At 59.3% G+C, this 21,113-nt stretch carries 21 protein-coding genes; 7 read left to right on the plus strand and 14 right to left on the minus strand.

The genetic code is table 11. The features are described 5' to 3' along the window. Positions 1 to 56 precede the first annotated feature (56 nt). The 4 genes from E5678_RS08340 to E5678_RS08355 all read left to right on the plus strand — a co-directional run bounded on the left by E5678_RS08340 (position 57) and on the right by E5678_RS08355 (position 4,076). Positions 57 to 1,241, plus strand: a complete 1,185-nt coding sequence (locus E5678_RS08340) for an ABC transporter permease subunit (RefSeq protein ID WP_136178086.1) — start codon at positions 57 to 59, stop codon at positions 1,239 to 1,241. Positions 1,242 to 1,253: 12 nt separating this feature from the next. Then, a complete protein-coding gene (locus E5678_RS08345; protein ID WP_136178087.1) occupies positions 1,254 to 2,357 on the plus strand; it encodes an amino acid ABC transporter permease in 1,104 nt (367 codons plus the stop codon). Positions 2,358 to 2,404: 47 nt separating this feature from the next. Next, positions 2,405 to 3,160: an amino acid ABC transporter ATP-binding protein gene (locus tag E5678_RS08350; RefSeq protein WP_136178088.1), complete on the plus strand. Its 756-nt coding sequence runs from the start codon at positions 2,405 to 2,407 to the stop codon at positions 3,158 to 3,160. A gap of 142 nt (positions 3,161 to 3,302) precedes the next feature. Further along, positions 3,303 to 4,076: a DUF1223 domain-containing protein gene (locus E5678_RS08355; RefSeq protein WP_136178089.1), complete on the plus strand. Its 774-nt coding sequence runs from the start codon at positions 3,303 to 3,305 to the stop codon at positions 4,074 to 4,076. Here the strand turns inward: E5678_RS08355 and E5678_RS08360 are convergent, their stop codons facing one another. From E5678_RS08360 to E5678_RS08385, 6 genes are all read right to left on the minus strand, one after another. Then, complete coding sequence (locus tag E5678_RS08360; protein ID WP_136178090.1) at positions 4,077 to 4,295, minus strand: hypothetical protein; 219 nt, start codon at positions 4,293 to 4,295, stop codon at positions 4,077 to 4,079. 148 nt (positions 4,296 to 4,443) lie between these two features. Then, the gene (locus tag E5678_RS08365; RefSeq protein WP_136178091.1) at positions 4,444 to 4,794 is read right to left on the minus strand and encodes a copper-binding protein; all 351 of its coding nucleotides are present in this window, start codon (positions 4,792 to 4,794) and stop codon (positions 4,444 to 4,446) included. Positions 4,795 to 4,806: 12 nt separating this feature from the next. Next, entirely contained in the window at positions 4,807 to 5,307 is a 501-nt protein-coding gene (locus E5678_RS08370) for a DUF411 domain-containing protein (protein WP_136178092.1), read from the minus strand. Continuing rightward, positions 5,307 to 5,813, minus strand: coding sequence for a cupredoxin family protein (locus E5678_RS08375; RefSeq protein WP_136178093.1), 507 nt, complete (start codon positions 5,811 to 5,813; stop codon positions 5,307 to 5,309). The genes E5678_RS08370 and E5678_RS08375 overlap by 1 nt, the downstream gene beginning before the upstream one ends. A 64-nt stretch (positions 5,814 to 5,877) precedes the next feature. Continuing rightward, positions 5,878 to 7,320, minus strand: coding sequence for a copper oxidase (locus E5678_RS08380; protein WP_136178094.1), 1,443 nt, complete (start codon positions 7,318 to 7,320; stop codon positions 5,878 to 5,880). Between the two features lie 16 nt (positions 7,321 to 7,336). Next, positions 7,337 to 8,395, minus strand: coding sequence for a hypothetical protein (locus tag E5678_RS08385; RefSeq protein ID WP_136178095.1), 1,059 nt, complete (start codon positions 8,393 to 8,395; stop codon positions 7,337 to 7,339). 182 nt (positions 8,396 to 8,577) lie between these two features. Between E5678_RS08385 and E5678_RS08390 the strand changes: the two genes are divergently transcribed. From E5678_RS08390 to E5678_RS08400, 3 genes are all read left to right on the plus strand, one after another. After that, positions 8,578 to 9,267, plus strand: coding sequence for a heavy metal response regulator transcription factor (locus tag E5678_RS08390; protein ID WP_136178096.1), 690 nt, complete (start codon positions 8,578 to 8,580; stop codon positions 9,265 to 9,267). Continuing rightward, positions 9,264 to 10,643, plus strand: a complete 1,380-nt coding sequence (locus E5678_RS08395; RefSeq protein WP_136178097.1) for a heavy metal sensor histidine kinase — start codon at positions 9,264 to 9,266, stop codon at positions 10,641 to 10,643. Before E5678_RS08390 ends, E5678_RS08395 begins: the two co-directional genes overlap by 4 nt. A 92-nt stretch (positions 10,644 to 10,735) precedes the next feature. Then, positions 10,736 to 12,070 carry a TAXI family TRAP transporter solute-binding subunit gene (locus E5678_RS08400; protein ID WP_136178098.1) on the plus strand — a complete coding sequence of 445 codons (1,335 nt, stop codon included), beginning with the start codon at positions 10,736 to 10,738 and terminating at the stop codon, positions 12,068 to 12,070. Between the two features lie 24 nt (positions 12,071 to 12,094). On the opposite strand, the gene E5678_RS08405 is transcribed toward E5678_RS08400, so the two are convergent. From E5678_RS08405 to E5678_RS08445, 8 genes are all read right to left on the minus strand, one after another. Continuing rightward, positions 12,095 to 14,179 (minus strand): DUF1631 family protein, encoded by a 2,085-nt coding sequence (locus E5678_RS08405; RefSeq protein ID WP_136178099.1) that lies wholly within the window; start codon positions 14,177 to 14,179, stop codon positions 12,095 to 12,097. Between the two features lie 302 nt (positions 14,180 to 14,481). Further along, complete coding sequence (locus tag E5678_RS08410; RefSeq protein WP_136178100.1) at positions 14,482 to 15,030, minus strand: DUF1415 domain-containing protein; 549 nt, start codon at positions 15,028 to 15,030, stop codon at positions 14,482 to 14,484. 224 nt (positions 15,031 to 15,254) lie between these two features. Then, positions 15,255 to 15,641, minus strand: a complete 387-nt coding sequence (locus tag E5678_RS08415) for a DUF3658 domain-containing protein (protein WP_136178101.1) — start codon at positions 15,639 to 15,641, stop codon at positions 15,255 to 15,257. A gap of 126 nt (positions 15,642 to 15,767) precedes the next feature. Further along, positions 15,768 to 16,424 (minus strand): peroxiredoxin, encoded by a 657-nt coding sequence (locus E5678_RS08420; protein ID WP_136178102.1) that lies wholly within the window; start codon positions 16,422 to 16,424, stop codon positions 15,768 to 15,770. Positions 16,425 to 16,588: 164 nt separating this feature from the next. Next, a complete protein-coding gene (locus E5678_RS08425) occupies positions 16,589 to 16,825 on the minus strand; it encodes a DUF1059 domain-containing protein (RefSeq protein WP_136178103.1) in 237 nt (78 codons plus the stop codon). Between the two features lie 99 nt (positions 16,826 to 16,924). Further along, a complete protein-coding gene (locus tag E5678_RS08430) occupies positions 16,925 to 17,227 on the minus strand; it encodes a hypothetical protein (RefSeq protein ID WP_136178104.1) in 303 nt (100 codons plus the stop codon). A gap of 1,282 nt (positions 17,228 to 18,509) precedes the next feature. Next, complete coding sequence (gene ettA / locus E5678_RS08440; protein WP_136178105.1) at positions 18,510 to 20,171, minus strand: energy-dependent translational throttle protein EttA; 1,662 nt, start codon at positions 20,169 to 20,171, stop codon at positions 18,510 to 18,512. Positions 20,172 to 20,548: 377 nt separating this feature from the next. After that, positions 20,549 to 21,094: a hypothetical protein gene (locus tag E5678_RS08445; RefSeq protein ID WP_136178106.1), complete on the minus strand. Its 546-nt coding sequence runs from the start codon at positions 21,092 to 21,094 to the stop codon at positions 20,549 to 20,551. Between the last annotated feature and the right edge of the window lie 19 nt (positions 21,095 to 21,113).

Genomic DNA, 21,113 nt, shown 5'->3' on the forward strand with positions numbered 1-21,113 from the left:
GCCAGTTTTTTTTACGCTTGTGATTCCACCCAATCACGTATGGAAGCTTTCCTCCCATGATTGAAGCCAGACCCCTACCCAAAAAGAAAACGCGCTCCATCTCCTGGAACAGCCGCGAAGGTCGCAGCGTCATTTATCAGATCGTGGCCATCGCCTCGGTCGCCGGATTCATCTGGCTGTTGGTCACGAATACCCTGGGCAACATGCGCCGTCGAGGCATCCAAAGCGGCTACGACTTCATGTTCCAGCCCTTTGGCTTTGATGTCAGCGAAACACTCATTCCTTACGACGTGATGAGCACCTACTGGACCGCTTTTGCCATCGGTCTGACCAACACACTCAAGGTGGCGATCATCGGCATCGTCCTCGCAACCCTCATCGGAACAATGCTGGGTATCGGACGTTTTTCCACCAATTTTCTGGTGCGCAAGGTTTGTTATGTGTACGTTGAAATTTTCCGAAACATCCCCGTCTACCTGCAACTGCTGATCTGGTACATCGTCTTTACCGAAACCCTGCCGTCGATGGATGAAGCGTGGGAGGTTGGCCCCACGTTTCTGAGCAAAGGTGGCTTTTTCTTCCCTTGGCCCAATTGGGAACTGGGGCAGTCTCTTGCGCTTTTGGGCATGTTGTTGGGGGTCGTCGGCAGCTATGTATACGCAAGGAGCGCGCGGCGCCACTTTGACCTGACGGGTCACAGCCGCCCTGTGCTGCCCGTTGCCTTCGGCATCATCGTTGGCCTGGGTGTGGTCGGCTGGTTGATTGGCGGGGCACCGATGGCCTGGACGCTGCCTGAAAAAGGTGTGTTCATGGTCGAGGGAGGGGCAAATTTCAGCCCGGAATTTCTCGCGCTTCTGGTGGGATTGGTGTTGTACACCGCCTCGTTCATTGCGGAAATCGTGCGCTCAGGTATTGCCTCGGTATCGCAGGGACAACACGAAGCAGCCGCTTCACTGGGGCTGACCAAATCCTTGTCCATGCGTCTGGTTGCACTGCCTCAGGCCCTGCGCGTGATCATCCCGCCCTTGACCAGCCAGTACCTCAACCTGACCAAGAACTCATCGCTCGCGGTGGCTATTGGCTACCCCGACCTGGTGTCGATCGCGAACACCTCTCTGAACCAGACCGGGCGTGCCATCGAAGCGCTGTCCATCGTGATGGCCGTGTACCTCACGCTTTCTTTGATCACGGCCTTGCTCATGAACTGGTTCAACGCCAGCGCCGCGATCCAGGAACGCTAGGAGCTCAACAAAATGCAAGACACATTCCAACCCATTGCACCGCGCTCCGTCCCCGGAGCCAGCGGTGGCGTCATAGCCTGGTTCAAGAACAACCTGTTTTCGAATCCGGTCAACAGCATCATGACGGTCATCATGCTGGCCGCCGTGCTGTTCACACTTTCCCAGGCCACCAGCTGGAGCCTCACCCATGCGGTGTTCGGAGCCGACCTCGAGGCCTGCAACAGCGCCCGTGGTATCGGCGCCTGCTGGGGGGTGATCGCCGAAAAGGGCCGTTTGATCCTGCTGGGCCTCTACCCGCAAGAAGAACAATGGCGCCCCGTTGTCGCGACAAGCTTGATGCTCGGCGTGGTGGCTTTGAGCTGCATGCCCGCCTTCTGGAACAAGTCGCTGCTGATCATGTGGCCGACCATGCTGGTGGTGTACTTCACACTCATGAAGGGTGGTGTGCTCGGTCTTGTCGAGGTGTCGACCGATCAATGGGGTGGCTTGCCCCTGACGGTGATGCTCACGGTGATTGCGATGACCTTGGCATTCCCGCTGGCCATTATGGTGGCGCTCGGCCGGCGCTCCAACATGCCGGCCATCCGGACCTTGTGCACCTTGTATGTTGAGCTTATCCGGGGCGTGCCACTGATCACGATCCTGTTCATGGCGTCGTTCATGCTGCCCCTGTTCATGCCCTCTGGTACCAACATCGATGTGCTGATCCGCGTGGTTGTGGGCATTACCCTGTTTTCGGCTGCCTATATGGCAGAGGTTGTGCGAGGTGGCTTGCAGGCGCTGCCCAAAGGGCAAACCGAGGCGGCCGCAACCCTCGGCCTGACCTTCTGGCAAACCCAACGCAAGATCGTTATGCCTCAAGCACTGACCACCGTCGTGCCCTCGCTCATGAACACCTTCATCGGCATGTTCAAAGACACCTCGCTGGTCACCATCGTTTCGCTCTATGACTTGACCGGTGCGGTTGGCCTGGCGCTGAATTCAGACGCTGACTGGCGCCCTTTCAAAATGGAAGGCCTGTTCTTCATTGCTGCGATCTACTTCGCCTTTTGCTTCGCCATGTCGCGCTACAGCCTATGGGTTGAAAAGCGCACCGCTGTGAGCAAGAGCCGCTGAGCGGCCCAACACATTGCACCCCCATTCGATTAGAAAGACGCCATTCCATGAGCAACCAAGAAGCGCCCATCATCCAGTTCGAAAAAGTCAACAAGTGGTATCCCAGCAATGGTTACCACGTGCTGCGCGACATTGATCTCACTTTTGCCAAAGGCGAAAAAGTGGTGATCTGCGGGCCATCGGGTTCCGGAAAATCCACGCTGATCCGTTGCATCAACGCGCTGGAGGAATACCAGGAAGGCAAGATTACTGTCGACGGCACCGTGGTCGGCGACGACGTCAAAGGCGTGGACCGTGTGCGCCGTGAAGTCGGCATGGTGTTTCAGCAGTTCAACCTGTTTCCCCACCTGACGGTGCTGGAAAACCTGATCCTTTCGCCCACCTGGGTGGCCAAGATGCCGCGCAACGAGGCGATAGAAAAAGCCATGGCCCAACTCGAACGTGTGCGCATCGCCGAACACGCCAACAAATACCCGCTACAGCTATCGGGTGGCCAGCAACAGCGGGTGGCCATTGCGCGCTCGCTCTGTCTGACGCCCAAGATCATGCTGTTTGATGAGCCCACCTCGGCACTCGACCCCGAGATGATCAAGGAAGTGCTCGATGTGATGATCGGCCTGACCGACCAGGGCATGACCATGCTTTGCGTGACGCACGAAATGGGTTTTGCGAAAGCCGTTGCCGATCGCGTGATCTTCATGGACCAGGGCCAGGTTGTTGAACAAAACACGCCTGAAGAGTTCTTCAACAACCCGCAGAACGAGCGCAGCCAAGACTTCCTGTCCAAGATTCTCGGCCACTGAAGCACCTTCCGCTCGCGCAAGAACGCAAAACGCCGCACCGGCCATGGGGTCGGGGCGGCGTTTTTTTGGTCTGTACTCCGGTGAGATCCCGTAAGAATGCCGGCGCTTTCACGACCCATGGGCATTACCGCTGGAGACGCCCATGAATTGCCAACCTCGCACTCCCTTGCTGATGGCCACGTTTGCCGCCGCGCTGTCCATATCCACCGCACAGGCGGCATCGTCAGCCCGTTGCGAAGTGCGATCTGGCGCTGAAGCACCTGCCATCGTCGAGCTCTACACCTCTGAAGGCTGCAGCTCCTGCCCGCCAGCGGACCGCTGGCTGTCCACACTCAACGACCAGCGCCATGTACTGCCACTTGCGTTTCATGTGAACTACTGGAACCACCTGGGATGGCAAGACCGGTTCGCCACCCCGGGGACAACACAACGCCAGCACCAGGTGCGCGCCGTACAAAACGGCCGCTATGTCTACACCCCCCAGGTGGTGCTCAACGGGCAGGACCACCGCGGCTGGCACGGCCAATCACCTTCAGCGCTGCGTCAAGCGGGCCAAAGCCCAACCGATACCGCGCCAACTCTACTGATCCGCCGCAACGGCAACCAGTTGACGGCAACGGTGGGGTCAATACCCGGTCCAGCCGCACTGGCAGGGTACTGGGCAGTTTTGCAGGACGGTCTGGTCAGCAGGGTCACCCGCGGTGAGAACGCGGGTGAAACCCTGACGCACGATCACGTGGTGAGCCTTTACCAGCCGGTGCCGGCTTGGCCTGGCGACAAACCGCAGGTGCTGCAACTCAGCTTGCCGGAAGGGCCTCAATTCGAGGCGTTGAGAGTGGCCTTTGTGGTCACACAACCCGACCTCGTTCGCCCTGTGCAGGGCGCGGTCCTGAAATGCGAGAACCCGGCTCACTGATCACCGGTGGTTGCGGCGCCAACGATGGGCGAGCCCGGCCCGGACCAACGCCAGTGCCGTGTCGTTGAGCAGCAGAAAACCCGGCTGATTCCAGGCCCAGCCTTCGAATCCCCAATAGGTCAGCGGATACAAAACAGGCGAAGGAAGGAACTGTGCGGAATGGGTAAACACATCGATCACGATGTGCAACCGCCAGCCCAGCAAAGGCCACCAGAACACTGCGCCACTACCCGATCAACACCGTCACCAGCAACGCCGACATGGCGCTGTGCAAAACACGGTGCAGGTGGTGCGCCACGCCTGGATGAAAACCCACGTCAGCGGGTTGCACCCCCATCCCGCCGCAAAGGTTGGGATGCCGCTTGCGTTACTTGAACGGCTGCAGTTTGGCAACCACCATCTTGCCGCCTTCTTCGATCACCAAGAAACGGACCTTGTCACCCACAGCAAGGTTTTCCAGCATCGAAGGGTCCTTGGCCGTGAACACCATGGTCATGGGCGGCATGTCGAGGTTCTTGATTTCACCGTGCTTGATGGTGAGCTTGCCAGTGTCCTTGCTGACCTTGCGGATTTCGCCCTCGGTCATATCGGCAGACTCGCTCATTTTCATGTCCATGGTCGGCGCAGCAGCGGGTGCTGTCTGAGCCACCGCAGGCAGGACCACGCCCAAAGGCAGGGCAATCAGGGCGGCCAAAGCCGAGGTGTACAGAGTTTTCATGGAGAAATTCCTTCAGACGTAACGTTGAAAAACAGTAGAAGTGCCATCGCGCGCGACCAGCAACACTTCATAAGGATCTTTGCGGCCACCATATTCAGGCCCATCCATGCCGGGCGAGCCCACAGGCATGCGCGGGACAGCCAGACCCAGCGCTTTCGGGCGTTCAGTGAGCAGGCGCTGTATATCGCTGGCGGGCACATGGCCTTCGATCACATAGCCATCGACCAACGCGGTGTGGCAAGAACCATACTTTTGGGGCAAGCCCAACCGGGCACGCATGGCGGTGTTGCCGGTGTCGAAGGTCTGCGCACGGAAGCCGCTTTTTTCCAGGTGCACGATCCAGTCCTTGCAACAGCCACAGTTGGGATCTTTCCACACCTGCACCAAAGGCACAGAGGTTTTGGCTGTCGACTGCGCCAGTGCCCAGCCCGGAATCCAGGCACTGGCAATCAGCCCGGCAAGGTGGCGCCGGCGCAGGCCGCGGTGTTCAATCCTTGTGGTTGCGGTGTTCATCATTGGGCTCCTTTGGCTGCTTTGACTTCGATCTTGCCCACCATACCGGCTTCAAAATGACCCGGCAACAAGCACGCGAAATCAAAGCTACCGGCTTGATTGAAAGTCCAGATGATTTCACCGGTCTTGCCCGGCGGCACGTGGGCCATGTACGGTTCGTCGTGCTCCATGTTGGGGAAGCGTTTCATCAACGCGGCATGCTCGGTCAACACCGTCTGAGTGCCCAACACCATCTCGTGCATCACCTGGCCTGTATTGGTCATGGTCAGGCGCACTGTATCGCCTTGCGATACCTCGATGCGATCCGGGGTGAAGCGCATGCTGTCCAGCATCTTGATGTCGATGGTGCGCTTGGCCGCTTTTCCATCGCCGGCAATACCCCAATCCTTTTGCTCTTTCTTCACAACAGTTGGCTTCTTCATGTGAGCTTCGTCGCCATGCGCAAACACAGGCGACGCAAAAAGCAGACACAGAGGGGTCAACAACAGGGCAAGGGTTCGTTTCATGTACAGGGCCTTTCAAGACTCAAAACTGGAAAATGATTCAACAGCGATCTTTCAAGATCGTTGCTCAGTGTTGGTGCCGGCCATTGGGCTTGACAGCCGAGGCGTTGGCGGAAGATGGTTTCTCCGGCAGGGTTGGCGCAGTGTTGTTCAAACCGGTCACAGGCTGCCCGCCAGCCTTCATCTCGGATTGAAAGCGCGCAGGTTCAGGCATGACGCCGGTGTATTCGAAGGCAGAGGTACCGGGTGGATGCGCATAGGGCCCAGGGTCGCTGTAGTCGCCAGGCTTCTGGTCTTTTCGCACCTTAAAGACGTTGAACATGCCGCCCATCTCCAGCGGGCCGTACTGACCGGTGCCGGTCATCATGGGCGCGGTGTTGTCGGGAATCTGCATTTCCATCTCGCCCATGTCGGCCATGCCGCGCTCGCCCATGACCATGTAGTCGGGTGCCACTTTGTTGATCTTGCCCACGATACCCCGGTGGTCCACGCCGACCATGGTCGGCACAGCGTGACCCATGGCGTTCATGGTGTGGTGGCTCTTGTGGCAGTGCATGGCCCAGTCGCCCTCTTCATCCGCCAGCAGCTCGATCTGGCGCATCTGCCCGACGGCCACATCGGTGGTGACTTCGGGCCAGCGGGAACCTGGCGAGGTGGGGCCACCATCGGTGCCCGTCACTTCGAATTCGTGGCCGTGCAGGTGGATGGGGTGGTTGGTCATGGTGAGATTGCCTACCCGGATGCGCACCTTGTCGTTCAAGCGCACGTTGAGCGTATCGATGTCGGGAAACACCCGGCTGTTCCAACACCAGATGTTGAAGTCGGTCATGGTGTTGACCATGGGCGTGCGGCTGCCCGGCTCGACATCGAATGCGTTGAGCATGAAACAGAAGTCGCGATCAACCTCGCTGATGAGCGGGTGTTTGGCCTTGGGGTGGGTAACCCACATGCCCATCATGCCCATGGCCATCTGCGTCATCTCATCCGCATGCGGGTGGTACATGAAGCTGCCCGGTCGGCGCGCCACGAATTCGTACACATAGGTTTTACCCACGGGAATCGCACGCTGGTTCAGCCCCGACACACCGTCCATGCCATTGGGCAGGCGCTGACCATGCCAATGCACCGAGGTGTGCTCGGGCAACTTGTTCGTCACGAAGATGCGCACACGATCACCCTCCACCACTTCGATTGTGGGCCCTGGGCTCTGCCCGTTGTAGCCCCACATGTTGACCTTGAAACCCTTGGACACTTCACGCACCACTGGCTCTGCCACCAAATGGAATTCCTTGACGTTGTTGTTCATGCGCCAAGGCAACGTCCAGCCGTTGAGGGTCACGACCGGGTTGTAAGGCCGCCCAGTTTGCGGCACCAGCGGTGGCGCGGTCTTGACAGAGGTCTGGATCACCGGCTCTGGCAGGCCAGCAAGGGCCGAGCGGGCCACGGCCAGACTGGCCACGGATGCCGCGGCACCCGCAAAAAATTGGCGACGGGAATTGGGTAAGTTCATTTTTTAGTGTCCTGAATCAATGGGCTGCGGGGCCACCGGCATCGGCGCTGCCACCGCCCAGCGATACAAATTTGGTGGGGGCACCACCTTGCAACGTCCACTGCAGGTCGGCTTCGGCCCGCCAGAAGTCACGCTCGGCATCGATGGCGTCAATTTCAGCCACGGCCTGGTTGCGCACCTCACCCAGCAAATCCCAGACGCTCTTGAGCATCCCGTTGTAGTGCAACACGGTCTCTTCAGTGATGAACCTGCGCACCTTGAGCACCTCATCACGGTTGATGCGAGCCAACCCATGGCCGGTGCTGTAGACATCAAAGGCCATCTGGGAGGCCACCCGGTTCTGCACAGCGTCCATTTGGGGTAACTGGCCCTGCAAGGCATCCAGACGCTGAGCCCAAGCCTCGCGCGCCATCGCCTCGCCAGGGAACTCAGGAAACTCGCTCGGCAGCCCCAGAACGGCAGGGGTTCCCGCCAGTTTCAGCAACTTGAGCAAGGCGCCATCCGCCTGAGCAACGGCCAGCTGCGCGCGACTCAGGTCCATGCGGGCCGTGCTCAGCGTCAACTGAAAAGGCGAGGCCTGCAAAGGGCTCCAATTGCCCACACTGACCATGCGCGCTCCCAGTTCGTTGCCCGCTTCGGCGCTGATCAGCGCTGTCTCGCGAAACCGCAGCGCCTTGCGGGCGGCGACCGCTTCAATCCAGATCTTGCGAGCGTCCGCTGCCACTTCCAGCAACTCGCCCATGTCGTCCACACGCCGCTGCAGACTGGGATCCACCGCCTCCAGCCGTCCATCGGCCACCCGCTGCACGACATCGGCGCCCAAAATGCTCTGCACCCGGGCCAGTTCCGGATGTGCTCGCCATGCCTGGCGCACCACATCGGCCGGGGCCATGAGCACCAGATTGGGCTTGGTCTGCGGGACGGCCGGCACTTCGGGGAGGTTCTTGCTCTCCCACTTGAGCAAGTCGATATGACCTCGCTTGAACTGCGCAACCGCATCGTTGGCGGCCCGCCAATCCTGCAGCTTTGGCGCCTCACCCGCGGCCTGAGCCCAAGCCCCCAATGGCAGAAGCATCACGGCAAGGGCAAGCGGGTAAACCGATGGCAGACAGGAAGAAAGGGAGCGAGAGCACGCGTCATTCAATTTTTTTGGCATGCCGGCATTGTCGGCACTCCACATTCACAAATGCCTGTCGGTCAGATGACAATTTTGTCATCTTGACTCAGTGGCGCTGCAGAGGGGGCACACTACGCTTCGTGAACATCCTGATTGTTGAAGACGAACCCAAAACCGGCGAGTACCTGCGCCAAGGCTTGCGCGAGGCGGGCTTTGGCGTCGACCTGGCCACCCGGGGCAACGATGGCCTGCACATGGCGCTTGAAGGCCAGCACGATTTGCTGATCCTCGACGTCATGCTGCCCGAGCTCGATGGCTGGCAGGTGCTCAAAGGCCTGCGCAGCGTCGGCCGGGACATGCCGGTGTTGTTTCTCACGGCGCGCGATCAGGTTGAAGACCGCGTGCGTGGGCTGGAGCTGGGTGCGGACGACTACCTGGTCAAACCTTTTTCTTTTGCCGAGCTCTTGGCGCGGGTGCGCGTGATCCTGAGGCGCGGCCGGGCTGGTCAGGAACAGACCACGCTGCAACTGGCCGATCTGGATCTCGACCTGCTGCGCCGCCGCGTGACCCGCGCCGGACGGCGCATCGATCTCACCGCCAAAGAGTTTGGCCTGCTGGAGTTGCTGATGCGACGCCAAGGTGAGGTGCTGCCCCGAACCCTGATCGCGTCTCAGGTGTGGGACATGAACTTCGACAGCGACACCAACGTGATCGATGTGGCCGTGCGGCGCCTTCGCGCCAAGGTGGACGAAGGCTTCGAGCCACGCCTCATCCATACGGTGCGTGGCATGGGCTATGTGATGGAGCTCCCGGAAGAACCCCAGGCATGAGCGCGCGCCTGACGCTCACCGCCCGCCTCACCCTGCTCTACACAGCAGCCTCCTTGCTGGTGCTGTGTGGCTTGGGCATTCTCGTGATGCGGGCCAACCACGCTCACTTCATCGAGCTGGATCAGGCCTACCTGGAAGACAAAGTGGCGCTGGTCAGTCAGGTCGTGGCCAGCAGCGCCAACCGCGAGCAGTTGACGCAGCGGTTGAAGGAGCTGCACCACAGCCACACCGGCCTGTACCTCCGGCTGGAAATCGCGGGCAAGGCGCTCTACTCAGAGGCCGTGAATCCATTTCCACCAGATCTGAAAATATCCACCGTCGACAAACGCCCAAGTGACTGGCTCTGGCAAGAAACCACCTTGCGGGGCCTGACCACAACGATTGCCCCGCCCCCATTTATCGACCAAGGCGCGTCCCAACCACTCCGCCTCATGCTGGCCATGGACACCCACCACCACACCCATTTCATGGACGACTTGCGTGAGAGTCTGATGCTGTACCTGCTGGCCGCTGCACTGGCCAGCGGGCTGCTGGCCTGGTGGTCAGCCCGGCGAGGCCTCGCTCCATTGCGCGACATGCAAGAGCGCGCACGCCGCGTCACGGCGCACCAGCTCGATGAACGCATGCCTGAGGCGAGTGTTCCTGTGGAGATGGCCGAGCTGGCCAGGGAACTCAACACCATGCTGGCCCGCCTGCAGCGCGACTTCCAGCGTCTGACGGAGTTTTCCAGCGACCTCGCCCACGAACTGCGCACCCCGATCAGCAATTTGCTGACCCAGACCCAGGTCACACTCGCTCACCAGCGCGACACCCATGCCTACCGCGACACGCTCGCCTCCAATGCCGAAGAATTTCAACGGCTGGGCCGCATGGTGTCCGACATGCTGCTGCTCGCCAAAACCGAACACGGCCTGGCCCTGCCGCACCGCGAGCCCGTGTCGCTGCGCGCTCAGGTGCAGGCCTTGCTGGATTTCTACGACGTGGTCGCCGACGAAAAGGGCATTACCCTGGTACTGGAGGGCGAAGCCACCACGAGTGGCGACAAGCTGATGCTGCGCCGCGCCATCAGCAACCTGCTTTCCAACGCGATTCGCCATGCGCCAACGCTATCACGCGTCACCGTGAAGCTGAGCCAGGTGGAAGGCGAAGCCATGCTCTGCGTGGAGAACGCCGGCCCGGCCATTGATCCGGTGCACCTGCCCAGACTTTTCGACCGCTTCTACCGGGTGGACAAGTCCAGGCTGCATCTGCCCACCGAAGGCACAGGGCTGGGCCTGGCAATCACCCAGGCCATCATGACTGCGCATGGTGGAAGCGTCACCGTTGAATCAGAAAACGACAGCACCCGCTTCTGCCTCTGCTGGCCGGCCCACTGACCTCACGGCTTCGGGTGAATCTGCCCCCCCCCGGGCCGCACGCCAGGCTGTGACGGTCGATCGCAGCCCACGCGCCGTGCTAATGTCGCGGGATGCCTCACAATATTCGCTACACCCTGCTCTCGCTGCGCGATCTGATGGTGTCCGTTGGTCCTTTTGCGCTGTTGACACTCGCGCTGCTCGCGCTCACCTATTGGTGGCTGGACCCCAATCCGCCCAAGCGGGTGGTGCTGGCAACAGGGCCGGCCCAGAGCGCTTATGACGAATTTGGCAAGCACTACGCTACGGCACTGGCACGCTACGGCATCGAGGTTCAGCTGCTGCCATCCGAAGGCTCCTCGGCCAACCTCGAGCTGATCCGCACCGGCAAGGCCGATCTGGGTTTTGTACAAGGTGGCAGCGCCGACATCGGCTACGACGACGAAGAGTCCATCACCTCCCTGGGCAGCCTGTTTGTCGAGCCCCTGTGGCTCTTCTACCGCGAAGATGCGGCCCAACGCCTGAACAAGGGGGCGACCACCATCGACAACCTGACCCAGCTCGATGGTTGGCGAGTCAACGTGGGCACCCCCGGCAGCGGCGTGCCCCGTTTGTTTTCCACTCTGCTCGATGTCAACCGCATCGAGCCACAAAAGCTGACCCTCAGTGAGCTCGAGCAGACGCCGGCCACAGTGGCCTTTCTGAACGGCGATATCGACGCCGTGGTATTTGCCTCAGCCCCCGAATCCTTGATGGTGCAAATGCTGTTGCAGTCGCCTGGCATCCACCTGCTCAATTTCGCCCAGAGCGAAGCCTATTCACGCCGCTTCGCGTACCTGACACCGGTCGTGATGCCCCAAGGGGTGGTGGACCTCTCCAGGAACATCCCAACGCGGGACATGCGCCTTGTGGCATCAACCACCAGCCTGATGTCCAGCGCCCGCACCCACCCGGCCATCCTCCAGCTGTTTGCCCAGACCGCCACCCAACTGCACGGCGGCGCTGGCTGGTTCAGCCGGGCACGCGAATACCCCAGCCTGGAGCACTCCGAAGTGCCCATTTCGCCGGAGGCGATCCGCGCGATCCGCAGCGGCCCTCCTTTCCTGCAGCGCTACCTGCCGTTCTGGCTGGCCAACCTGGTCGAGCGCATGTGGCTGGCCATGGGTTTGATCCTCGCCCTGGCATTGCCACTCTCCCGCGTGGTGCCGCCGCTCTACAGCTTCCGAATCCGCTCAAGGGTGTTCCGCTGGTATGGACAGCTGCGCCTCATCGAGCAACGCAGCGCCGATGTGGACGACCAGACATCGGTGGACGAGCTGATCAGCCAGCTCGACGAGCTGGACAGCAAGGTGGAGCAGGTGGAGGTACCGCTGTCTTACACCGATGAGCTGTACGCCTTGCGCAACAACATCAGCCTGGTGCGCCAGCGGCTGCAACGCCAGATCTGAGCGTCTGCGGCCCAGGCTGCAGACTCAGGCTTGCCCCGAACTGAGCAAGGCCTGGCGGGCCACCGCATCCAGCGCGTCTTGCACCAGACCATGGTCGGCCACCACCCTCAAACGACCCAGCGCGATCATGCGCTCTGCACCGCGTTGTGTCAGCGAAATGGAGCGTTGCCCGGGTCCGGTAAACAGGAACAGCGTTCCGTGGGGACTGGACCAGGTCAACTGGCAACGGGTCAAATTCTGATCTTCCCGCAGATCAAACCAGGCACCTGGATGAAGCTGGTCCATCGATGTGACCAACGCACTGGCTTCCTCGGGCAAGCCATCGCGCGACATAGGTTGCGTGTCTTCAAACACCGGCTGCTCCAGGATGAACGCGTCTTCCATGAAGCCCGACTCTTTGGCTTCAGACGCATGCATCCAGAGCCCTGCATCCACCGATGGCAACCGGCTGTCCAGGGACCGGTCATCGGCATCAGATCGCTGGGTGCGATAAGCGGCCTCATGCAGACCCATCAAGGCCTGGAAAAAGGCTTCTGAAGCTTCCCGGGGGTAATCAATGCTGTCAAGGCCTTCCCGCAAAGTCCGCAAAACGACCGACGCCACCCGGATCAAGCGCGCCCGATTGCGGCTCGCCTGCGCCAGTTGACTGGACCACAATAAATCCGCAAGGATGTCCATGTAGCGGCTGCCAGCGTTCGGATCGACACGGGTCGCCGAGAGGTCCAATCGGGCATGCGCCACCACCTGGGCCCAAGGCCCGGTCAGAAACCGGCGCACCACACCGGGTGCGCGCGGATAATCGTTGCGGGCCCGCATTTCGCCGGCCACCCTCTCAGCCAGCAAATTGCGCTGCTCAACCTTGGCCAGCGTCTCCATGGCGAGCCCCTGGCGACGAGAGGGTTGAGCCTTGATCTGGGCCATGTAGCGCTGCAAAGCCGCGCCAATGCGCTCGGGCAAGTCCACCTTGGCCAGCTTGAGGGCCCCAATCACCCGACCCGTCAGTTCGGCATATTCCGAATACCCCGGGTCCTGCTCGTTGGTGAACGCCAGACCCTGGGAGCTGATCGCATCCAGCAGGCGGCGCGCCGGATTCTCGCGGTCCGCGAAGAACCGGGGATTGGTGCGAGCCACTTGCAACAACACGGGCTTGATGCCTTGCACCAGGTCGCGGACAGTCCGCAACAGACGGGTGTCTTCGGCCATGCGGCGCATCATCAGCGTCACAACCTCGGCCGCCAGCGTGCGCACCATGGCGTTGCCAGAGCCCGAAGTGCCTTGGTCGGTGACCGCGTCGCCTCCATTGTCGAGGTTGCCCTGCAGCAACTGGTGCAAGTGGTCCAGCGTCAACACGGGATCCTCATCCGACGTCGACGGCACCGACGACACCGGGACACTTTCGGTCCGGCCCGGCTCAGTGTTGGCCGCTTGCACTTGGGCAGCGGTGCTGCGCGGTGTGGGCGCCTGCACCACCGAATAGCCGGCAGGCTGCACGCCCAGACGCTCCAGCAAATGGGTCAAAGAAGCGTAAAACTGTTGCAGGGCCTTGCCCAAGGGAACAGCACCACTGTGCAGCCACCGTGTTCGCACCGATTCGTCCAGGTGCAGGCTACCCAGCACGCGCGACAAGGCTTCGACCACGACATCGGGGCGCAAAGGGTTGGTGTCGGTTTTGACCGCGCTCATCCCTCGTGCAGCACACAGCCGCGCAGTGAAAGCGACCAGCTCCTCGTCTACAGCCATGCGCACAATTTGCTGCACCCGAGCCATTTCCACGGTCCCTTGAACCTGATCATGGTCCATGAGCTCCAGATCGTCCAGACTCAAAGTCTGCACCTTCCGGGCCTCGGGTTCGGCGACTTCCACAGACTGCACGCCGTGAATCACCTCGGACAGCTCCTCGACAAAACGGGAAGAAATCCGTGTCTTGTAGTTGGCCAGCACTGTGCGCGACTGGAGGTAGACCTGCTTCTCATTGAAGCTGCTGGCGGAGCTCTCGCGCTGGCGCAAGCCTTCATTGAGTGCAGTCATCCACTGTGGCACCCACACGCCCACCTCATCCAGTGCGGACTGCATGCAGACGCCAAAGGCACCGTCAACGCGAGCGTTCATGTTCAAAAAAGGGCAAGTAGGTCGAAAAAAGCAGCGTATCGATTTGATTATCGGCAAGTCCCTGCTTAACCTAAGCCCCAATATCCGGGTAAAAACCCCTTCAAACCCACGCCAGCTGCAAACCTGGTGGTTGCAAGCGGGCGAACAAGGACACGGATCGTGACCGGTCACGCAAACACAGCGGTTTTCGCCTGGCTCAGGCGACCCCACTCAAGGAGCGGGCATCCCAAGGGCTCCAAAGCGCGTCATGCGCCTTCAAGTGCCGCCGCGCCAGGGAGCGGCGGCACCCAGTTCGCTTCGGGTCAGCGCAACAACCGCTGCCAACCGTCGGCGCCCAGAGCCTGCAGCGTGGCGATGTTGCGCTCCACAATTCTCTCGGCATCACCGGCATCGCTGGCAATGGCCCGCTCCACGCTGTCTTCGCGCAGCAGGTGCAAGATGGGGTACGGAGCGCGGTTGGTGGCGTTGGAGATGTCGTCCGCCTCCACGCCCTCGAACTGGAACAGCGGGTGAAAGCTCGCGACTTGAATCACCCCTTCCAGCTCGTGTTCTGCGACCACGTCGTCCACCACGTTCAAAAAATCGTTGAAGACGAAAAAATCCGGAAACAGCGACGGATGCACCAGCAAGGTGGTGTCGATCTCTTCGGCTGGCGTGTCCTTGAGCAAAGTCAGCTCGGCGTCCAGCTCATCCAGAAAGGCATCCAGATGCTTGGCGTGGCTCACCACGATGCGTACCTGGTTCTTCGTGTAAACCGCCCGTGCAAACGGGCACAAGTTCAGCCCGATCACCGCCTTCTCGATCCAGCGACGGGTGTTGTCAAGAATGGTGGTGTCGTCGGGCATGGTCATGAATGGGGGCACAAGCGCAGGGGGTAGAGAGAGGGGAATGGTAATCCCTGAATCAGGCAGTTGCACCGTGGAAAATTTGACGGTGATCAAGCAGCACGCAGCTTGCCTTTCGCTTGCAGCGCTGGTTCGCTCCTTTCCATGCGGGAACGAACCATCCCAAAGAGACCTCGTTCACTTCGGATGCAGGGTTTGTTGCCTGCCCGCTTCAAGCAGCGGGTTCAACATCACAGATTTCCGCTTAGGCGAACCTCTGAAAACCGCATGGCCATGGGGTCGCCCCGCACCTCAAGCACGCCGCTGCGTTCCAACGCAACAATGCGGACCGGCATGTAGACATAAGGCAGGTGAGGATACCGTGCATCAAATTCTTTCAATGACGTTCCGACAACCTCAGCTACTTTGCACCAATGGTTGGAGCAGCTTTGCAGGATGAGTGCATCCACCGCCGCCGCGTCAGCGGGTGTCGCGCGGCGAATTTTCGCCAACTCTTCAAGCGTCGGTTGATCGTCATCCGGTTCATCAGAATCATCCAGCAGCAGGGGATCATCTGGCATTGTTGATGGCAATAGTTTGATGGGATAGTTAACGCCAAAATCACCTGACAAACACAAGCGAGGTCAGGTGATTTCACATTTTTTAGCGTCAATAGGCTTGAAAAACAGACAGAAACAACCAGAAATCCATCTCGCCGATCATCTTCATTTCAATTCACACAAGCTTTGTATCTGCTCAGCTCCTCATTTTTTCGGGGCTTTTGTGAATCGCAAATAGGGCAGCTTGATATCAATATTTCCGAATTTTTCTTTCGCCTGCTCATCGTTCAGGCCCAGCCCAACAATCACATCCTGACCAGGAACCCAATTCGCGGGCGTTGCGATAGATGCCCCATCTGTGATCTGGATAGCATCCAAGGCACGCAAAATCTCTGCGAAATTGCGACCAACAGACATCGGATACGACATTGTCAGGCGAACTTTTTTATCCGGACCGATAATGAAAACAGTCCGCACCGTAGCGCTGTTGGCAGGTGTACGATTATCGGGCAGATAGGCTCCGGCCGGCAGCATGTCGTACAGTTTGGATACCTGCAAAGAAGTGTCATCAATGATCGGAAAGTCGGCAGCAGCACCGGAAAATGCTTCGATATCCCGTTTCCATTTCATGTGCTCCTCAACGCTGTCTACCGATACGCCCATGACTTTGGTATTGCGCTTGACAAATTCAGGGACGAGCTGGGCAACCGCACCAAATTCGGTCGTACACACCGGCGTGAAATCTTTTGGGTGTGAAAACAGGATGGCATAGCTGGCACCAATCCAATCGTGAAGCTTGATTTTGCCGTCTGTGGAATCCACAGTGAAATCTGGAGCGATATCGTCGAGTCGAATAGACATAATGGTCTTCCTAGGTTGTTGCTTTATTAACTTTCAATTCACAGATTTGTGAGTGAAACCTTCCCCACTGTAACACGGCAAGCGCCATGTACAAGTTTTCCTGGCGCGGTGCAATGGGTCGGGCTTGAGCCATTGGCTATGCGCAGATTCTTATGGCGAAATTCTCAGGTTTCGGGCAATGCATAGAATTCTTTCCTTTTGCCTTCGAACCATTCTGCCATTGCCGCTGGTTTTTTCATGGGTTGTTGCATTTCATTCATGGCTTCAAGGTGAGTTTCATCATTTTTTTGGAACATTTTCATTCCATGTTGCCTGCTCATTTCTGCGATTTCATCAAATGAATCGGCATGAAATTCTTCTTCACAAGCACCACCCAGTTGTCTGCAGCTCATGGCTTTCATATCTTTCTCCGTATTGTATTTGGGTTAAAAATACAAGGCTAAAACTCAGCAGTGCCGATTTTTTAATTGGCTGGAGCGCGTTGTTGGGCACCATGATCTTCATTTGAGACGAGTCCCACATGTTGGGCATTTGCTTAAGCCGAAAAGAATTCCACGACGTGCCTTTGGTACGTTGCCGCAAGCCGGGCAGCGATAGTAACGAACGACGATACTGGCCCCGATAATGATGCACACAAGGAACGCACCCAAAGCAAAAACCATTCCAGCTTGTGACAATGGCGCTGATGGATCTCTGGCATAGAAAATCACAACCAAGGATCCAATTACGCCAATAATGATCCAGGGACCAGCAATCCGCAAGGCTTGACGGCGGCGCGCTTTAAATTCCTCAATGGCATTCATATTGGTCTTGCGGTCTAACGCAATGTATCCCGCAAAGCTTTTGGGATATTCTGGTCACAAGCTCCTCCCTGAAACGTTTATCAATCATAGGGCTGCACGCTTGATGCTGTTTGTACATGCAGGTACAAATCAATTTTAAAATCCAGCACACACCTTTTTAGCTCAACCTGCCTGTTTGGCCAAGTTCGTGAGCACATCCACCCTCTTCACTTTAGCTATCAGACAGAGAAGGCGCACCGGCGTTGGATCCGATTCTCCATCCGGTGGCAGGGGCGAGAAGGGGTCATGCGGCATCCGCGCAAGACAGAGGCCTCTGCGGTTGAAGGGCTTGCAAACCATGCTGGCGATCGTGCGGCATGTTTGGGCGTCTAGGCACAACCAGGCTCTCAGTGCATTGCTGTCGCTTTGCCGAGAGCTGCTGTCGATTGATACTCCATGGCTCAAAGGGCTCAATCGCCCTGCCCAGAAGCGGCGAACTCCCCGGGTGTTGACCCGAGAAGAAGTCGCGTCGCCCTTTCAACCCCTGGTGGTTGAACGGGCCTTTTTCTGGGCAAGCTGCTCTGCGGTACCGACATGCGATGGACGAAAAGGCTTCGCTCGCGAATCAAAGATGTGGGCCTTGACCAGCGCGTGAACACCGTGTGCAAGACTGAAGGCAGCATCAACCGTGTGTTCATGCTGCCACCATCGCTGGCCCCGGCTTGACACCAACAGCGGCGCCAGGTTCGGACCCTATGGAATGCTGCTTGAACACAGGGCTCAGGGGAATGGCGTTGAGACATCACCTGAGTGGTCCCAGAAGTGTCTTACGGTAGGCCCTCCCGGCCTGGGATGGGCTCTGGTTGTTTTGTCACCCACGTTGTCGATAGATTCACCCCAGAAGGCGCAGCGGTACCACCACGGGTTTGAAAAGCGCAGGCAAGGAACCATCAAGAAAGCGATGGGAAAGGCGGGCATGGCCAAACCCACCTCGGTTCACACTCTGAGCCACTCATGTGCCAGCCACCCGCGGCAAGCGGGCAACAGCGGTCGCACCGGGCAGGAACTGGTTTTCAGGTTCAAAACCCGAGTTCGTCAAGCCTTCTGCTTGCACGGCGAGTGCGGTGCAAAGCACTGCTGCGTAATGGGTGTCTGACGCCAAAAGGCAAAAACGCCGGAAAGGCCATCCCTTGTCCGGCGCGAAAGACCACAACCCAGAGCGCCGCCGATCCAGCTCTGCCGGGGTCGGCCAGCGTTGCCCCTTTGAGGGGGCAGCGCGCCGCAGGCGCGGCTCGGGTGTGGGTTATGCCAATGACTTGAAGCGAGCGCGCTTGGGCTTGGCGCCCTCTTCGCCCAATCGCTTCTTCTTGTCGGCTTCGTACTCTTGGTAGTTGCCGTTGAAGAAGGTCCACTGGCTGTCGCCTTCGGCGGCCAGGATGTGGGTGGCAATGCGGTCAAGGAACCAGCGATCGTGGCTGATGACCAGCGCACAACCAGCAAACTCCAGCAAAGCTTCTTCCAGCGCCCGCAGGGTTTCCACATCCAAATCGTTCGAGGGCTCGTCCAGCAGCAAGACGTTGCCGCCTTCGGCCAGGGTTTTGGCCAGATGCAAACGACCGCGTTCACCCCCTGACAGGCTACCCACGCGCTTTTGCTGGTCACCGCCCGAGAAATTGAAACGCCCGCAGTAAGCGCGGCTGGGCATCTGGAATTTGCCCACGGTGATCATGTCCAGACCCCCGGAGATGTCTTGCCACACGGTTTTTTCGTTGGCCAAGTCTTCGCGGCTCTGGTCAACGATGGCCATCTTGACCGTTTGGCCAATTTTCACTTCACCACTGTCTGGTTGCTCTTTGCCGCTGATCAGCTTGAACAGCGTGGATTTGCCGGCGCCGTTGGGGCCGATGATGCCGACGATGGCTCCCGCCGGAATCTGGAAGCTCAGGTTGTCGATCAAGACGCGGTCGCCAAAGCTCTTGGTGACGTTCTTGAATTCGAACACTTCGTTGCCCAGGCGCTCGGCCACGGGAATGAAGATCTCGTTGGTCTCGTTGCGTTTCTGGTAGTCAACATCGCTCAGCTCTTCAAAGCGCGCCAGACGCGCCTTGCTCTTGGCCTGGCGGCCCTTGGGGTTCTGGCGAACCCATTCCAGCTCTTTTTTCATGGCCTTGGAGCGTGCATCTTCGGTGCGGTTCTCCTGCTCCAGGCGCGCTTCCTTTTGCTCCAGCCAGCTGGAGTAGTTGCCTTTGTAAGGGTGGCCGCTGCCGCGGTCGAGTTCAAGAATCCACTCGGCGGCGTTGTCCAGGAAGTAGCGATCGTGGGTGATGGCCACCACGGTGCCGGGAAAGCGGGCCAGGTACTGCTCCAGCCAGTCCACCGATTCGGCGTCCAAGTGGTTGGTCGGCTCGTCAAGCAGCAACATGTCGGGCTTGGAGAGCAACAGACAGCACAGCGCCACACGGCGCTTCTCGCCACCGGAGAGCACGCCCACTTTGGCATCCCATGGAGGCAGGCGAAGCGCGTCGGCAGCGATTTCAATCTGGTGTTCGCTGTCGGTGCCAGCGGTGGAAATGATGGCTTCGAGCTGGGCCTGCTCGGCGGCCAGCGCATCGAAATCAGCGTCTTCTTCGGCGTAAGCGGCATACACCTCGTCCAGGCGCTTTTGCGCTGCGCGCACTTCGCCCAGGCTTTCTTCAACGGCTTCACGCACGTTTTGATCTGGGTTGAGCAGTGGCTCCTGGGGCAGATAACCGATGCGGATGCCGGGCATCGGAATGGCTTCGCCTTCGATCTCTTTGTCGATGCCGGCCATGATTTTGAGCAGCGTGGACTTGCCCGAGCCGTTGGTGCCCAGCACGCCAATTTTGGCGCCGGGGAAGAAGGACAACGAGATGTCCTTCAGGATGTGGCGTTTGGGCGGCACGATCTTGCCGACCCGGTTCATGGAGAAAACGTATTGAGCCATTGTTGAAAACCTGAGTGAACGAGAGAAAAACGGGCGGCTGCATCAGCCGAACCAGCGCGGGTCCATCCAGAGACGCTGTGCGACGAGGGGTTTGCCTGTCGACAACCCAGCGAAAGCAGGCCTTGAAGGGCTTCAAGACCGCTGTGGGGACCGTGGGAAGTAGCACCCTGCAGGAAAACCATGGGGGGTGCCTAACATTCGATTATCGCAGGCCTGTCAAGGCCAGGGCCAGTCCGCACTATTTGCCCAAGATGCGTTGCCGCCAAAAAGGCCTGGCGCGAGGCGCGAACTGCAACCGAGGTATGCCCGGGCAAGGCTTCGCTGCGGGCCTTAGGTCTATTGGACTGCAACCCAAAGGGAATGGGATGAAAACAACATTAATCGCCTTCGCTGCCCTTGGGCAAGGGCCTGTCGATCAAGCCTTGCAAGGCCGGAGGCATCACACCGGCTTCCAGCCAGGCGGGCAACGGCAAAGGCAGGCCCCAATGGGCTTGTTTAAGCACCATGGACAGGCCCCGCAGCCACAAATGCATGCCTTTGCGGGTCAAGGGCAACACCATAGAGCCCCCTGGAGTGTCAAAGGTCATGCTCACCGTCTGTTGATTGGTGCGGGTCGCCACACGGCTGCACAAACCCTGCTGTGGATCAGCGCCCGGGCTGGGCAGCACCCGCCCGGCCCGAATCTGGGGAGCACTCTGCCCCGGGAGGGTTTCATGCAAAGACAGGTCGTGTTCAATGGCGGCGCGCCGCTCAGGAGGCGCACCGCCCTGGGCGCCTGGGGTGGCTTGCTCGAAGGCTCCGATCACAGGCCCCAGAAATTGGCCGAGCAGGCGACGGGTGAACCAGACAGTCCGCTCTTGCTCATGAACCCGCATCCAGATGCGGTCCTGCACGGCGTCGAAGCCAAAAGTGGTGATGGTCAATGGAGTTTCCTCGAAGCGC

The sequence above is a fragment of the Hydrogenophaga sp. PAMC20947 genome, assembly GCF_004795855.1.
Taxonomy (GTDB): Bacteria; Pseudomonadota; Gammaproteobacteria; order Burkholderiales; family Burkholderiaceae_C; genus Hydrogenophaga.

Excerpts from the sequence above, each read along its gene's own strand:
- E5678_RS08405 (WP_136178099.1), bottom strand. The coding sequence starts at position 14,179 with ATGAACGCTCGCGTTGACGGTGCCTTTGGCGTCTGCATGCAGTCCGCA.
- E5678_RS08340 (WP_136178086.1), top strand. The coding sequence starts at position 57 with ATGATTGAAGCCAGACCCCTACCCAAAAAGAAAACGCGCTCCATCTCC.
- E5678_RS08345 (WP_136178087.1), top strand. The coding sequence starts at position 1,254 with ATGCAAGACACATTCCAACCCATTGCACCGCGCTCCGTCCCCGGAGCC.
- E5678_RS08425 (WP_136178103.1), bottom strand. The coding sequence starts at position 16,825 with ATGAAAGCCATGAGCTGCAGACAACTGGGTGGTGCTTGTGAAGAAGAA.
- E5678_RS08430 (WP_136178104.1), bottom strand. The coding sequence starts at position 17,227 with ATGAATGCCATTGAGGAATTTAAAGCGCGCCGCCGTCAAGCCTTGCGG.
- E5678_RS08410 (WP_136178100.1), bottom strand. The coding sequence starts at position 15,030 with ATGACCATGCCCGACGACACCACCATTCTTGACAACACCCGTCGCTGG.
- E5678_RS08370 (WP_136178092.1), bottom strand. The coding sequence starts at position 5,307 with ATGAACACCGCAACCACAAGGATTGAACACCGCGGCCTGCGCCGGCGC.
- E5678_RS08400 (WP_136178098.1), top strand. The coding sequence starts at position 10,736 with ATGCCTCACAATATTCGCTACACCCTGCTCTCGCTGCGCGATCTGATG.
- E5678_RS08375 (WP_136178093.1), bottom strand. The coding sequence starts at position 5,813 with ATGAAACGAACCCTTGCCCTGTTGTTGACCCCTCTGTGTCTGCTTTTT.
- E5678_RS08395 (WP_136178097.1), top strand. The coding sequence starts at position 9,264 with ATGAGCGCGCGCCTGACGCTCACCGCCCGCCTCACCCTGCTCTACACA.
- E5678_RS08380 (WP_136178094.1), bottom strand. The coding sequence starts at position 7,320 with ATGAACTTACCCAATTCCCGTCGCCAATTTTTTGCGGGTGCCGCGGCA.
- E5678_RS08420 (WP_136178102.1), bottom strand. The coding sequence starts at position 16,424 with ATGTCTATTCGACTCGACGATATCGCTCCAGATTTCACTGTGGATTCC.
- E5678_RS08350 (WP_136178088.1), top strand. The coding sequence starts at position 2,405 with ATGAGCAACCAAGAAGCGCCCATCATCCAGTTCGAAAAAGTCAACAAG.
- E5678_RS08385 (WP_136178095.1), bottom strand. The coding sequence starts at position 8,395 with ATGCTTCTGCCATTGGGGGCTTGGGCTCAGGCCGCGGGTGAGGCGCCA.
- E5678_RS08365 (WP_136178091.1), bottom strand. The coding sequence starts at position 4,794 with ATGAAAACTCTGTACACCTCGGCTTTGGCCGCCCTGATTGCCCTGCCT.
- E5678_RS08355 (WP_136178089.1), top strand. The coding sequence starts at position 3,303 with ATGAATTGCCAACCTCGCACTCCCTTGCTGATGGCCACGTTTGCCGCC.
- ettA (WP_136178105.1), bottom strand. The coding sequence starts at position 20,171 with ATGGCTCAATACGTTTTCTCCATGAACCGGGTCGGCAAGATCGTGCCG.